Source organism: Paraplanobispora siamensis, assembly GCF_016863175.1.
Classification (GTDB): Bacteria; Actinomycetota; Actinomycetes; order Streptosporangiales; family Streptosporangiaceae; genus Planobispora; species Planobispora siamensis.
This window is the reverse complement of record NZ_BOOJ01000062.1, coordinates 37,290-49,927: the sequence shown is the minus strand read 5'-3', so window position 1 is coordinate 49,927 and position 12,638 is coordinate 37,290. Positions and strand designations below refer to the sequence as shown.

Annotated in this window: 13 protein-coding genes; 4 read left to right on the top strand and 9 right to left on the bottom strand. The window is 72.3% G+C overall.

The window, feature by feature from the left end:
* Window positions 1-38 precede the first annotated feature (38 nt).
* Window positions 39-1,298, top strand: coding sequence for a GAF domain-containing sensor histidine kinase (locus Psi01_RS44245; RefSeq protein WP_204068257.1), 1,260 nt, complete (start codon window positions 39-41; stop codon window positions 1,296-1,298).
* Between the two features lie 208 nt (window positions 1,299-1,506).
* Here the strand turns inward: Psi01_RS44245 and Psi01_RS34020 are convergent, their stop codons facing one another.
* The 3 genes from Psi01_RS34020 to Psi01_RS34010 form a co-directional block, all read right to left on the bottom strand.
* A complete protein-coding gene (locus tag Psi01_RS34020; RefSeq protein WP_204068256.1) occupies window positions 1,507-1,980 on the bottom strand; it encodes a hemerythrin domain-containing protein in 474 nt (157 codons plus the stop codon).
* Window positions 1,981-2,051: 71 nt separating this feature from the next.
* Entirely contained in the window at window positions 2,052-3,233 is a 1,182-nt protein-coding gene (locus tag Psi01_RS34015; protein WP_204068255.1) for a zinc-dependent alcohol dehydrogenase, read from the bottom strand.
* Between the two features lie 64 nt (window positions 3,234-3,297).
* Window positions 3,298-4,251 carry an LLM class F420-dependent oxidoreductase gene (locus Psi01_RS34010; protein ID WP_204068254.1) on the bottom strand — a complete coding sequence of 318 codons (954 nt, stop codon included), beginning with the start codon at window positions 4,249-4,251 and terminating at the stop codon, window positions 3,298-3,300.
* Between the two features lie 278 nt (window positions 4,252-4,529).
* Between Psi01_RS34010 and Psi01_RS34005 the strand changes: the two genes are divergently transcribed.
* Entirely contained in the window at window positions 4,530-4,901 is a 372-nt protein-coding gene (locus Psi01_RS34005; RefSeq protein WP_204068253.1) for an STAS domain-containing protein, read from the top strand.
* A 110-nt stretch (window positions 4,902-5,011) separates the two neighbouring features.
* Window positions 5,012-6,061: an NAD-dependent epimerase/dehydratase family protein gene (locus Psi01_RS34000; protein ID WP_204068252.1), complete on the top strand. Its 1,050-nt coding sequence runs from the start codon at window positions 5,012-5,014 to the stop codon at window positions 6,059-6,061.
* 125 nt (window positions 6,062-6,186) lie between these two features.
* Here Psi01_RS34000 and Psi01_RS33995 read toward each other — a convergent pair whose 3' ends face one another.
* Window positions 6,187-6,633 (bottom strand): DUF4383 domain-containing protein, encoded by a 447-nt coding sequence (locus Psi01_RS33995; protein WP_204068251.1) that lies wholly within the window; start codon window positions 6,631-6,633, stop codon window positions 6,187-6,189.
* Between the two features lie 158 nt (window positions 6,634-6,791).
* Between Psi01_RS33995 and Psi01_RS33990 the strand changes: the two genes are divergently transcribed.
* Window positions 6,792-7,691, top strand: a complete 900-nt coding sequence (locus Psi01_RS33990; protein WP_204068250.1) for a DUF72 domain-containing protein — start codon at window positions 6,792-6,794, stop codon at window positions 7,689-7,691.
* A 61-nt stretch (window positions 7,692-7,752) separates the two neighbouring features.
* Here the strand turns inward: Psi01_RS33990 and Psi01_RS33985 are convergent, their stop codons facing one another.
* The 5 genes from Psi01_RS33985 to Psi01_RS33965 form a co-directional block, all read right to left on the bottom strand.
* Window positions 7,753-8,721 carry a UDP-glucuronic acid decarboxylase family protein gene (locus Psi01_RS33985; RefSeq protein WP_204068249.1) on the bottom strand — a complete coding sequence of 323 codons (969 nt, stop codon included), beginning with the start codon at window positions 8,719-8,721 and terminating at the stop codon, window positions 7,753-7,755.
* A complete protein-coding gene (locus Psi01_RS33980; RefSeq protein WP_204068248.1) occupies window positions 8,721-9,674 on the bottom strand; it encodes a glycosyltransferase family 9 protein in 954 nt (317 codons plus the stop codon). The genes Psi01_RS33985 and Psi01_RS33980 overlap by 1 nt, the downstream gene beginning before the upstream one ends.
* Window positions 9,675-9,693: 19 nt before the next feature.
* Window positions 9,694-10,374: an SDR family oxidoreductase gene (locus tag Psi01_RS33975; RefSeq protein ID WP_204068247.1), complete on the bottom strand. Its 681-nt coding sequence runs from the start codon at window positions 10,372-10,374 to the stop codon at window positions 9,694-9,696.
* Between the two features lie 81 nt (window positions 10,375-10,455).
* Window positions 10,456-11,964 carry a D-glycero-beta-D-manno-heptose 1-phosphate adenylyltransferase gene (rfaE2, locus tag Psi01_RS33970; protein ID WP_204068246.1) on the bottom strand — a complete coding sequence of 503 codons (1,509 nt, stop codon included), beginning with the start codon at window positions 11,962-11,964 and terminating at the stop codon, window positions 10,456-10,458.
* On the bottom strand, window positions 11,961-12,638 hold the full coding sequence (locus tag Psi01_RS33965) for a D-sedoheptulose-7-phosphate isomerase (RefSeq protein WP_204068245.1): 678 nt from the start codon (window positions 12,636-12,638) through the stop codon (window positions 11,961-11,963). Before Psi01_RS33965 ends, rfaE2 begins: the two co-directional genes overlap by 4 nt.

The following is a 12,638-nucleotide window of genomic DNA, read 5'->3' as shown; positions in this document are numbered from 1 at the left end:
GTGGCCTAGAACTTCGGTGAGCTGACGGATGGGTGGCCATGACGCAGGGCCCGGTACCGCCCGACGAGAACGACCGGCTGCGGGAACTGCACGAGTTGGAGGCGCTGGACGCCCCGCTGGACAAGGACTTCCAGAGCGTCGCCGAGTTCGCCGCCTTCATCTGCCGGACGCCGGTCGCCCTGGTCAACCTGGTGGGCGGCGACCGGCAGCACCTGAGGGGCCGCGTCGGCATCGCGGGGGACGTCGTCGCGGACCGGCGGACGGGCTTCTGTCCCCACGTCGTCTCCCGGCGCGAACTGCTGGAGGTCCGCGACGCGCTGGCCGACCCGCGCTTCCGGGACGATCCCCTGGTCGCCGGGGAACCGTACCTGCGCTTCTACGCGGGCGCGCCGATGATCGGCGGGCACGGGCACGTCCTGGGCACGGTGTGCGCGATGGACCACCGGCCCCGGCTCCTGGCCGACGAGCAGAGACGCGCCCTGCGCCTGCTGGCCTCCCACGCCGCCGCGCTGCTGGAGCTGCGCCACCACGTCCGGCAGGGCGAGAAGGTCGCCCGGCACCTGGAGGAGGTGGCGGAGCTCAAGCACCAGTTCCTGCGCAACATCAACCACGAGCTGCGCACCCCGCTGACCTCGATCCGCAGCTATCTGCAGCTGATCCAGGACGGCGGACTGGACGAGGACACCGAGCGGGAGTTCCTGCAGGTGATCGAGCGCAACAGCGACCGCCTGCTGGAGCGGCTGGACGAGCTGCTGCTGATGGCCAGCCTCAGCGCACACACCGCCGCCTTCTCCCCCGAGCGGGTCGACCTGGCCGGCCTCACCCGCCGCGCGGTCGAGGAGGCCGTCGCCAAGGGCGCCGGACGCGACCACGACATGCGCCTGCACATCGCGGGGGAGGTGCCGGTGTGGGCCGATCCGGAGCGGCTGCGGTACGCGCTGGTCCACCTGCTGGACAACGCGATCAAGTTCACGCCCGCCGCGAGTGCCATCGACGTCGCCGTCACCGCCGTCCCCCCGGCCGTGGAGATCCACGACGCCGGGATCGGGATCGGGGAGGCGGACGTGGAGCACGTCTTCGAGGACTTCTACCGCTCCCGGGAGGCCGAGGAGCAGGCGATCGGCGGGACCGGCGTGGGCCTGTCCATCGTCAGGAAGATCATCGAGTTGCACGGGGGATCCGTCGACCTGCACAGCAGGCTGCACGAGGGGACCTGCGTCCGGGTCACCCTCCCCGCGGCACCGCCCTCCGGTCCGCCGGAAGATCACGACCGGCCTGAGGGCGCCGCCCTCTCCTAGAGGACCCGCCTGCCCCCTCCCCCTCCCACCACGCCGAGAGCCCGGACGGCCGCCGGGGTACGGCGGGCGTCCGGGCTCTCGACGTCCGGGCTCTCGACGTCCGGGCTCTCGACGTCCGGGCTCTCGACGTCTGGGCTCCCGGCGTACGGGCTCCCGGGGTACGGCGCGCCCTCCGGTACGGCGGCGCGCCCGTGATGAGGCTCCCGGCCTACTGCCGGGCGCTGGAGACGGCCAGCGGCTCGCTCGGCGCCCTGCCCTTGGCCTTGACCATCTCGTCGCAGAGCTCCTGGAGCTTGTTGCGGCCCATCGCCTTACGCACCTCGGGGAACCACTCGTTCTCCTCCTCCTCGACGTGGTGGCGGACGTTCTCCATGAGAACGGTCACCTTGGCGTCGAAGCGCTCGTCCCGGGGGTCCATGTTCTTGAGCTCCGAGAGCATCCAGACCACCACGTGGTGCTCCTCGACGCTCTCCAGGACGTGGTCCACGGTGTCCGGCGCGGCGGCGCGGGCGGCGGGATAGAAGATCTCCTCCTCGATGTACGCGTGGGCGGTGAGTTCCTCGATCATCTGGTCGACGAGCTTGCGCTTCTCGTCGTAGGCGTCCTCACCGGCCTTCTCGAACTGCTTGAACAGCTTCTCGACCGTCTTGTGGTCTTCCCTCAGGAGAACGATGGCGTCCACTGGTTCCCTTTCTATCGATGGAGTGGTTCTGGAAGCCGAGCCGGGGTCCGACGGCCCCGGCTCAGGGGTCTTCAGGGATTGAGCAGGACCTTGATGGCTCCGTCCTGCTTCTTCTGGAAGATCTCGTAGGCGTGCGGGGCCCGGTCCAGCGGCATCCTGTGGGTGGCCAGGTCCATGACGCCCAGGGGGTCGGCGTCATCGGTGACCAGCGGCATCAGCTCGTCGATCCAGCGCTTGACGTGGGCCTGGCCCATGCGCAGGGTGACGCCCTTGTCGAACATCCTCAGCATCGGCATCGGGTCGGCCATGCCGCCGTAGACGCCGCTGACGGAGATCGTCCCGCCGCGCCGCACCGTCTCGATGGCCTGGTAGAGGGCGGCCAGCCGGTCCACGCCCGCGTTGGTCATCAGCGGGGCCGCGATCGCGTCGGGCAGCATGCCGGTGAGCGTGTGGGCGAACTTCGCGACCGGCGAGCCGTGCGCCTCCATGCCGACGGCGTCGATGACCGAGTCGGTGCCGCGCCCGCCGGTCAGCTCGCGGACCGCCTCGGAGATGTCGTCGGTCACCTCGGTGTCCAGCACCTCGATCCCGTTCCGGCGGGCCATCTCCAGCCGTTCGGGCACCCCGTCGACGCCGATCACGCGGTATCCGCGGTGCCTGGCGATGCGGGCGCTCATCTGGCCGATCGGGCCCAGGCCGAAGACCGTGACGCTGCCGCCCTCGGGGACCTCGGCGTAGTCCACGGCCTGCCAGGAGGTCGGCAGCACGTCCGACAGGTAGACGAAGCGCTCGTCCGCCGGGCCCTCCGGGACCTTGATCGGGCCGAAGTGGGCCTGCGGGACGCGCAGGTACTCCGCCTGGCCGCCGGGGACCTCGCCGTACAGCTTGGTGTAGCCGAACAGCGCGGCGCCCATGCCGTGCTCGCGGACCTGGGTGGTCTCGCACTGGGCGAACAGGTTCATGCCGCACATGTGGCAGTGGCCGCAGGAGATGTTGAAGGGGATGACGACCCGATCGCCCGGCTTGATGTGCTCGACGTCGGCGCCCACCTCCTCCACGACGCCCATCGGTTCGTGGCCGAGCACGTCGCCCGGCTCGATGAAGGGGCCGAGGACCTCGTACAGGTGCAGGTCGGAGCCGCAGATCGCAGTCGTGGTGACCTTGATGATCGCGTCGGTGGGTTCCTTGATCGCGGGGTCGGAGACCTCCTCGACCCGTACGTCGCGCTTACCGTGCCAGGTGACGGCCTTCATAGTCCGTTGTCTCCTCTCCGATCCGACGTGGGGGCGCCTACCCGTCTGCGGGCGGGGCGAACGGTCAGCGCAGGCGGGGCAGGACCTCCTTGGCGTAGAAGTCGAAGAAGGCGTCCTGCTCCTGGCCGATCTGGCTGATGTAGACCTCGTCGAAACCGGCGTCGAGGTATTCCTTGATCACCTTGACGTGGACCTCGGGGTCGGGACCGCACGGCGAGCCCTGGCTGGCGTCCTCCACCGAGACCATCTGCGACAGCTGCTCGAAGTGCCGGGGCAGCGGCAGGAGCTGGGCCGCCTCGCCCTGGATGCCCTGGGTCGGCCAGAGCCGGTGCACGGTCTTGCGCGCCGTGTCCTCGTCGGCGGCGTAGCAGACCTTCAGGCCGCCCTGCACGGTCTTGTCCCCGCCGCCGGAGGTGCGGAACATGCTCACCATGTCGGCGGAGGGGCCGGTGGAGATGTAGCCGTCGCCGATGCGCCCGGCCAGCTGCACCGACTTCTCACCGAAGCCGGAGATGTAGACCGGCGGCGGCTCGTCGGGCAGCGTGTAGAGGCGGGCGGTGTCCACGTCGTAGTGCGTGCCGCGGTGGGTCACCAGCTTGCCGCTCCACAGCTCGCGCATCACCTCGATCGCCTCTTCCAGCATCTCCAGCCGTTCCTCGGCCGGAGGCCAGCGCGAGTCGATGATGTGTTCGTTGAGCGCCTCACCGGTGCCGACGCCGAGCCGGAAGCGGCCGTCGGTCAGCGCCGCGGTGGTCGCGGCGGCCTGGGCGATGATCGCCGGGTGGATGCGGACCAGCGGGCAGGTCACCGCCGTGGTGATCGGCAGCGACGTCGCCTCGGCGACGGCGCCGATCACCGACCAGACGAACGGGCTCTGGCCCTGCTCGTCCAGCCAGGGGTGGAAGTGGTCGGAGATCCACAGGGCCTCGAACCCCGCCTGCTCGGCGAGCTTGGCCTGGCGCACCAGCTCCTTGGGCCCGTGCTCCTCACTCGACAGGAAATATCCGAATTTAGCCATGTTGCCTCCCTGGCGTGAGCTGCATGGACTTCTCCATACCCATGGCGTAAAGGCCAAACAGGGCACTCGCCGCCGAACCGCTCACGCAGGAGCTCGGCCCGACACTCTTCCCCCTCCGGCCCCCCGCAAAAGCGCATAACAAATCAGCCGGATCACCTCACAACCGGCACCCACCTTGTGTGTTCGCCTCCCGAGGGGCGAGACTGAGGGGACCAGGCGCATGAGCGGACCAGGAGATTCCAGGACCGCTGCCATCATGCGCTGGTCTGGAGTCACCTATGCCGCTGGAGATCAACAGGGAGCGCCACGACGACTTCACCATCATCACGATCATCGGTGAGGTCGACAAAACGGAGGAGGCGCTGCTCAGCGAGCAGATAAACGAGGCGCTCACGACCACCCGGCCTCGGCTGCTGTTCGATCTCTCCTCTATGAACTTCATCGACTCCTCGGGGCTGAGGCTTCTCGTCCAGGCATCCAGCAGGGCCCACCGCTGCGGCGGCACCTGCGCCCTGTGCTGCCTGAACCCCGTGCCCCGCCGCATCATGCGGCTGACCGGACTCGACGCCGCCTTCGACGTCTACCCGACACTCCAGGAGGCACTCCTCCACGGTCGGCCCGAGAGCATCGCCTCGGTCAAGCTCGTCTGACCGCCCGCGTACGTCCGCCCGCCGCACCGCCTGTGTGCCCGGGAGAACCGCATACGCCGAAAATCACGCGCCCGCAGGTTCACCCCCGGATGTGAGGGCATCCGGGAGTTATGCGTGTAACAGTGGTCGGCGCCACCGGAAACCTCGGCACCAGCGTGGTGTCCTCCCTGGTGGTCGACAGCAGCGTCACATCCGTTCTCGGCCTGGCCCGCAGGCCGCCCGACTGGCGTCCGGAGAAGACCGAATGGCGCTCCGTGGACGTCTCCACCGGCGATCTGGCCCCGCACTTCGAGGGCTCGGACGCGGTCGTGCACCTGGCCTGGCTGTTCCAGCCGACCCGCGACCCGATCACGACCTGGCACGTCAACGCGCTGGGCAGCATGCGGGTCTTCGCGGCCGCGGCCCGCGCCAAGGTGCCCGCCCTGGTGTACTCCTCCTCCGTGGGCGCCTACTCCCCCGGCCCGAAGGACCGCCCCGTCTCCGAGGACTGGCCCACCCACGGCTGGCCCGGAGCCGCCTACGGGCGGGAGAAGGCCTACGTGGAGCGGGCGCTCGACATCTTCGAGCACGAGCACCCGGAGATCAGAGTGGTACGGCTGCGCCCCGGCTTCGTCTTCAAGCGGGAGGCCGCGACCGAGCAGCGGCGGCTGTTCGGCGGCCCCTTCCTGCCCCAGCGGCTGATCCGGCCCAGCCTGATCCCCGTCGTCCCCGACGTCCCCGGCCTCCGCTTCCAGGCGGTGCACGGTGACGACATCGGCCAGGCCTTCCACCGGGCGGTGACCTCGCAGGTGTCGGGCGCCTTCAACATCGCCGCCGACCCGGTGATCGACCCCGCGGTCCTGGCCGAGCTGCTCGGCGCCCGCCGGGTGCGCGTCCCCGCCGGGCTGCTGCGGGGCGCGGCCTCGGCCGCCTGGCACGCGCGCCTGGTGCCGGCCGCCCCGGACCTGTTCGACATGCTGCTCGCCGTACCGATCATGGACGTCTCCCGGGCGCGCGCCGAGCTCGGCTGGCAGCCCCGGTACTCCGCGGTCGACGCGCTGCGCGATCTGCTGGAGGGCCTGCGCACCACCTCGGGCATGGCCACCCCGCCGCTGTCGGCCGACACCGGAGGCCCGCTGCGGATCGGCGAGCTGGCGACCGGAGTGGGCAGGCGCCCGTGAATCCGGCGGACGCGTGACCCGCGAACGCCTGTGGGACCCGCGAAGGGGCCCGGCCGATCAGGCGGCCGGGCCCCTTCAGTGTTTCCGCTGTCTCCGCTGTCTCCGCTGTTTCCGCCGGTCGCCCGTCAGATCCGCGAGGCGACGGAACGGCGGCTGAGCAGGAAGCCCAAGGCGAGCATGCCCACCCCGAGCACCAGGTGCAGCCAGTTGTCCGCGTTGTTGACCGGGACGAAGTTGGCCGCGGTGTCGTGGCCGACGAGCATGCCGTACAGCCAGAGCAGCACGTAGACGACCCCGCCGCCGATCAGGTAGCTACGGGCTCCCGACCACGTCCGCGCGAGCGCGACGCCCGCCACTCCGAACAGGAGGTGGACGATGTTGTGCAGGATCGAGACCTCGAAGATTCCGAGCAGCATCGCGTCCGACTGGTGTCCGGCGAACTCGAGCTGGTCGACATTGGTGGTGATGCCGGGGATGAACCCCAGGATGCCGACGAGCAGGAATACGACCCCGACGACCAGCGCAGCGAGCTGCACCGGCGTGCGTGCGGTACGGGGGTGCGCTGCGTTCATGACGCCTCCCAATATTCGATTCGACTGTGGTCACCTCCGCTACCCGTCGCGGAAAGGGGTAATCGCTCCCGCCTTCACCCGTGCCGTGAAAGTGATCGGCGGGGCCGTGAAAACGATCGGTAGGTGAGGGTCCCGCCCGCCGGGGCAGGGGGCGGGGCATGGCGAACATCCTCGTGGGCACGGCCTCATGGACCGACCGGTCCCTGCTCGACTCGGGCTGGTATCCCGCGGAGGCGTCGACCCCCGCCGACCGGCTGGCCTACTACGCGCAGCGGTTCCCGCTGGTGGAGGTGGACGCCACCTACTACCATCCCCCCTCGCTCAAGACCGTGCAGGCCTGGCGGGACCGCACGCCTCCCGGCTTCACCTTCAATGTCAAGGCGTTCTCCCTGCTGACCGGGCACCCCACCCGCGCGCGGTCGCTGTACAAGGACCTGCGCACGGCGCTCGGCGACCCGGACGGCTCCCTGTACGCCCGCGACGTCGGCCCGGAGATCCTCGAGGAGGTGTGGCGGCGCTTCCTCGGCACGCTCACGCCCCTGCACGAGGCGGGCAAGCTCGGCGCGGTGCTCCTGCAGTTCCCCCCGTGGCTGCCGGCCGGGGAGCGCAACCGGCGTCACGTGCTGGAGTGCGTACGGCGCTGCGCCCCGATGCGCGCGTGCGTGGAGTTCCGCAACCGGACCTGGATGGAGGAGGGCGAGCGCGCCCGCACGCTGGACTTCCTGGCCTCCAACGGCATCCCCTACGTCAGCGTGGACATGCCGCAGGGCCACCCCTCCTCGATCCCGCCCGTCCTGGCCGCCACCGCCGACCTGGCGGTGATCCGCTTCCACGGTCATTCGGAGAAGTGGGCCAGCAAGAAGATCGAGGAGAGGTTCGCCTATCTCTACTCGGAGGCCGAGCTGGGGCGCTGGGCGGCCAGGATCGGCGAGTTCTCCCGGGAGGCGGAGACCGTGCACGTCCTGATGAACAACTGCTGCCGCGACAACGCCCAGCGCAACGCCGCCCGGATGGCGGAGATCCTCAGCGACCTCACCGTCGCGGCCCGGTCCTCCTGAGGCCGCCACGTCGTCCGGGTAGGTCCGCGGACGGGGCCTCGCCGCCGCCCGCGGACCGACCTCATCGGCCGGCCACGGCCTTCGGCGTCTCGCTGAGCTTGTCGGCGAACCACTCGATCGTGCGGCGCAGGCCATCGCCGGCCTCCACCTGGGCCTTCCAGCCCAGCCGGGAGGCCGCCAGCGAGGTGTCCGGGCGCCGTACGGCCGGGTCGTCGGCGGGACGGTCGATGAACTCGATCGGCGAGGACGAGCCGGTCAGGCCGCGGATGGTCTCGGCCAGTTCCAGCATGGTCAGCTCCGCGGGGTTGCCGATGTTGACCGGGCCCTCGAAGTCGCTGTCGGCCATGGCGAGGATGCCCTCGACCGTGTCGGTCACGTAGCAGATGGAGCGGGTCTGGGTGCCGTCCCCGGTCACGGTGATCGGCTCGCCGGACAGCGCCTGGCGGATGAAGGTGGGGATGGCCCGGCCGTCGTGGGGGCGCATCCTCGGCCCGTAGGTGTTGAAGATCCGCACGATCCCGGTGTCGGTGCCGTGCGAGTTGCGGTAGGCCGTGGTCAGCGACTCGGCGAAGCGCTTGGCCTCGTCGTAGACGCTGCGCGGCCCGACCGGGTTGACGTTGCCCCAGTAGCCCTCCTTCTGCGGGTGCTCCAGCGGGTCGCCGTACACCTCGCTGGTGGAGGCCAGCACGAAGCGCGCGCCCTTCTCCCGGGCCAGGCCCAGGGCGTGCAACGTCCCCAGGCTGCCCACCTTGAGCGTCTCGATCGGGTGCCGCAGATAGTCGACGGGGGACGCCGCCGAGGCGAAGTGGAGCACCAGATCGACGTCGCCGGACACGTGGACGAAGCCGGTGAGGTCGCACTCGACGAGCCTGAAGGCGGAGTTCCCCATCAGATGCGCCACGTTGTCGGGCGAACCGGTGAGGAAGTTGTCCATGCAGATCACCTCCGTCCCCCGTTCCACCAGGCGCTCACACAGATAGGAGCCCAGGAATCCGGCTCCTCCGGTCACCACCGCGCGTCGTGCCTCCATCACACCTTCACCTCCAGCGATCTCAGTGCTGCCTCGAGAACCTCCGGCACGCCGATCCGCAGCAGGCCGGGGTCGGTCTCTCCTCCATGGGGGTCTCCTGACATCCCCGCCCACAGGGCGATGTGCGGGCCCGCCGGGGGCGGTCCCCACAGGGCGGGCGCGACCGGTCCGAACAGCACCACCGACGGCGTGCCGTACGCGCTGGCCAGATGGGCCACCCCGGTGTCGCCGCAGACGACCAGCCGGGCGCGGGCCACCAGCGCGGCCAGCTCCCGCAGCCGGGTGCGCCCGGCCAGCACGCGCTCACCGGGCAGGCCGGCCAGGGTCGCCACGGTCGCGGCGAGGTCGCGCTCGGCCGGCCCTCCGGTGACCACCACCTCGTGTCCTGCCCGGCGCAGCCCGTCGATCACCTGGGCGAACCGCTCCGGCGGCCAGCGCCTGGCCGGGTAGGCGGCCCCGGGATGCACCACCACGGGACCGGTGCGCCCGGCGCCGCCCTCCGCTCCCGCGGGCTCCGACAGCCTCAGGTCGGCGGGGTCGGCCGGGATGCCGTACCAGCCGAGCAGGTCGCACCAGCGCCGGACCTCGTGCGCGTCCTGCCGCCACGGCGGGCCGGACACCTCGGGGAAGCCGGGGTGGGCGTGGGTGATGAGCCTTCCCGGGCGGGTACGGCGCAGCGCGTCGACGCTCTGCGGGCCGCGGCCGTGCAGGTTGACCGCGACCTCGGGTGCGTCGAACGGCACGGGCCCCGGCCCGGAGACGTCCAGCAGCTCGTCGACCCCGCCGATCAGCGGCAGCAGGTCGGCCAGCGCGGACGGGGCCGCCAGCACGAGCCGGTGCCCGGGGAAGGCCCGCCGCAGCGCCCGCAGCGCGGGCACCGCGGTGAGCAGGTCCCCCAGTGCCAGCCCGCGCAGGGCCAGCACCGCGGGCCGCCCGTCCCCGCCGGTCCTCACCGCGCCACCGCCGTCCCGGTCAGGGCCACGACGTCTCCGTGGAGGAGCAGACCAGCAGCTCCCTGATCTCGCAGCCGGCCGGCTGGCTGAGCGCGAACACGACGGTCGCGGCCACGTCCTCGGGCTTGTTGAGCTTGGCGTCTGGGCCCGGCTTGTACTGTTCGTCGCGGTCGTCGAAGAAGTGGGTGTGCATGCCGCCGGGGACCAGCAGCGTCACCCCCACCTGACCGGCCAGCTCGGTCGCCAGCGCCCTGGTGAAGCCGACCACGCCGAACTTGGAGGCGCAGTAGGCGGTGGCGTCGCTGACCGCCCGCAGGCCGAGGGTCGAGGCGCAGGTCACGACCCTGCCCCGGGAGGCGGTCAGGTACGGCAGGGCCGCGCGGACCACCGAGACGGTGCCGAACAGGTTGACCTGGACCACCCGCTCCCACCGGTCGGCGGCGACGTCCTCCAGACGGCCGCAGGCGTCGATGCCCGCGGCGGTGACGACGCCGTCCAGCCCGCCGGCCCGCCCGGCCAGCTCGGTCACCGCCCGTTCGGCCTGCTCCCGGTCGGCCAGGTCGGCGACGACGTGGTCCATCTCGGCGGCGGGGGCGTTGACGTCGATCACCAGGGGCCGCCCACCGGCCTTGGCCACGGCCTCGGCGGTGGCCAGGCCCAGACCGGACGCACCACCGGTGATCAGGATGTTTCCGAGCATGATGTCCTTTCGGGGTCGTGCGGGAGACGGGGACGCGGCGGGGCGCCGTCCCGGCGGCGGGAGCTGTTCATCGCGCTCCCCTCACAGCGCCGCACGGGCGGCGGCGATCAGATCGGTGGTGGAGCGGCCGGGGACGAGCGGCAGGATCACGACCTCGCCGCCGGCCCGGCGCACCGTCTCGGCCTCCGGCAGGTCCGATTCGGCGTAGTCGCCGCCCTTGACCCACACATCGGGCCGCAGGCGCTCGATCAGCGAGACCGGCGTGCTCTCGTCGAAGACCGCGACGCCGTCCACGCACTCCAGCGCGCGCAGCACCTCGACCCGGTCCTCCTCGTTCACCACGGGACGTCCGGGCCCCTTCAGCCCCCGGACGGAGTCGTCGGAGTTGACGCAGACGATGAGCGCGTCCCCCAGGGCCCTGGCCCGGCGCAGCAGGCTGACGTGACCGGCGTGCAGCAGGTCGAAGCAGCCGCCGGTGGCGACCAGCCGGCCCCCCGCGGCGCGGACGGCCTCGGCCAGCTCCAGGGGCGTGCGCGGGCGGTCGCCCAGCTCCGGCGGGAGGAACCGCTCGCCGTCCGCCCCGGCGGCCGGCCGCCCGCCCTCCTCCAGCGGGAAGCGCTCCCGCGGCCCGGAGGCCGACAGCCGGACGGCGGCGGCTCCGCCGTCCCCCACGAAGCGGGTGGCCGCCTCGACCGCGTGCCTGACGGCCTCCTCGGCCCCGGCGCCCCCGCCCAGCGCCAGGGCGGCGGCCCCGGCGAAGCGGTCGCCCGCCCCGCACGGGTCCGCGCCCGACACGGGGAAGGGCGGGGCGATCTCCAGGAGCCGCTCCCCCCGCCGCGCGAGCACGGCGCCGCGGGCGCCCAGGGTGATGGCCACGGCCTCGACGTCCAGGTCGTGCAGCAGGCGGCGGGCCGCCTGGTCGGGCGAGCCGTACGATCCGGCGCACAGCAGCCGGGCCTCGGCCTCGCTGGGGGTGACAAGCGCGCAGCCGGGCAGCGGGGCCCGGCCGCGCGGGTGCGGGTCCCACACCAGCGGAGCGGTCGCCTCGGCCAGCACGCCGCGCATGACCTCCACCGTGCCCAGGCCGTAGTCGGAGGCCAGGATCGCGCCCGCGCCCCGGATCGCCGCGATCGCCCGCCGCAGCTCGGAACCGCTCCCGCGGGCTCCGGGCACGTACGGCGCGGACCCGGATAAGCGTGACGCGGCCCCGCGCGGCCGGTGGCCGTCCGGGCCGGTCACGGCCCGGCCCTCACCGGTGTCGAGCCGCAGCAGCGTCTGGCCGCGTGCCCGGATGCGGGTCTTGGTGGGGGTGCCGCCGCTCAGCGGCAGCCGCACCACCTCCACCCGGCCGGACAGCAGCTCCCGCAGGCGCCGTCCCGACTCGTCGTCGCCGGCGGCGGTGATCAGGACCACCTCGGCGCCGGCGGAGGCGGCCAGCAGGGCGGCCAGGCCCGCCCCGCCGGGGCGGCTGTTCTCCCTGGCTCCGGCCACGACGGGGACGGGCGCGTCCGGGCAGAGGCGATCCGCCTCCCCCTCGACGTCCACGTCGAGCAGGGTGTCGCCGACGACCACCAGGGGGCCCGGCCTCATCCGCGCACTCCTTCCAGCGCGCCGTCGCGCGCTCGTTCCAGCTGCTCCTGCCGTGTCTCCTGCCGTGTCTCCCGCCGTTGCTTGCGGGGCATCGGCGTCAGCTGCTCCGTCTCCTCCGGCGCGTGCCCGCACGCGGCCTCGAGCGCGGCGCAGAGCATGTGGATCACGGCGAGGTGGACCTCCTGCACGGTCGCGGTCTCCCCGGCGTCGATCGGCAGGGCGTCGTCGCACAGCTCGGCCAGCGGGTTGGGCGCCGGGCCGGTCAGCGCCCAGGTCGTGACGCCGACCTCGCGGGCGGCCATCGCCGCGGCCAGCACGTTGGGGCTGGTCCCGCTGGTCGACAGGCACAGCAGGACGTCGCCCGGCCTGCCGTGCGCCCGCACCTGGCGGGCGTAGATCTCCTCGACGCCGAAGTCGTTGCCGATGGCGGAGACGGTCGAGGTGTCGGCGTGCAGCGGGATGGCGGCGTACGGGCGGCGGTCGTCGCGGAAACGGCCGACCAGCTCCGCGGTCAGGTGCTGGGCCTCGGCGGCCGAGCCGCCGTTGCCGCAGGCGAGCAACCTTCCCCCGCCGGCCAGCACGGCCGCGAGTTTGCGGCCCCAGGCGGAGATCGTCGGAGTGTCGGCGTCGACCGCGGCGAGCGCGGCGCGCAGGCGTGACAGGTGCGGATGCAT

What these genes read in the sequence shown, in the direction of transcription:
- Psi01_RS44245 (WP_204068257.1), top strand. Translation starts at nt 39, where the DNA reads ATGACGCAGGGCCCGGTACCGCCCGACGAGAACGACCGGCTGCGGGAA.
- Psi01_RS34015 (WP_204068255.1), bottom strand. Translation starts at nt 3,233, where the DNA reads ATGAAGGCCGTCACCTGGCACGGTAAGCGCGACGTACGGGTCGAGGAG.
- Psi01_RS34010 (WP_204068254.1), bottom strand. Translation starts at nt 4,251, where the DNA reads ATGGCTAAATTCGGATATTTCCTGTCGAGTGAGGAGCACGGGCCCAAG.
- Psi01_RS34005 (WP_204068253.1), top strand. Translation starts at nt 4,530, where the DNA reads ATGCCGCTGGAGATCAACAGGGAGCGCCACGACGACTTCACCATCATC.
- Psi01_RS34000 (WP_204068252.1), top strand. Translation starts at nt 5,012, where the DNA reads ATGCGTGTAACAGTGGTCGGCGCCACCGGAAACCTCGGCACCAGCGTG.
- Psi01_RS33995 (WP_204068251.1), bottom strand. Translation starts at nt 6,633, where the DNA reads ATGAACGCAGCGCACCCCCGTACCGCACGCACGCCGGTGCAGCTCGCT.
- Psi01_RS33990 (WP_204068250.1), top strand. Translation starts at nt 6,792, where the DNA reads ATGGCGAACATCCTCGTGGGCACGGCCTCATGGACCGACCGGTCCCTG.
- Psi01_RS33985 (WP_204068249.1), bottom strand. Translation starts at nt 8,721, where the DNA reads ATGGAGGCACGACGCGCGGTGGTGACCGGAGGAGCCGGATTCCTGGGC.
- Psi01_RS33975 (WP_204068247.1), bottom strand. Translation starts at nt 10,374, where the DNA reads ATGCTCGGAAACATCCTGATCACCGGTGGTGCGTCCGGTCTGGGCCTG.
- rfaE2 (WP_204068246.1), bottom strand. Translation starts at nt 11,964, where the DNA reads ATGAGGCCGGGCCCCCTGGTGGTCGTCGGCGACACCCTGCTCGACGTG.
- Psi01_RS33965 (WP_204068245.1), bottom strand. Translation starts at nt 12,638, where the DNA reads ATGCATCCGCACCTGTCACGCCTGCGCGCCGCGCTCGCCGCGGTCGAC.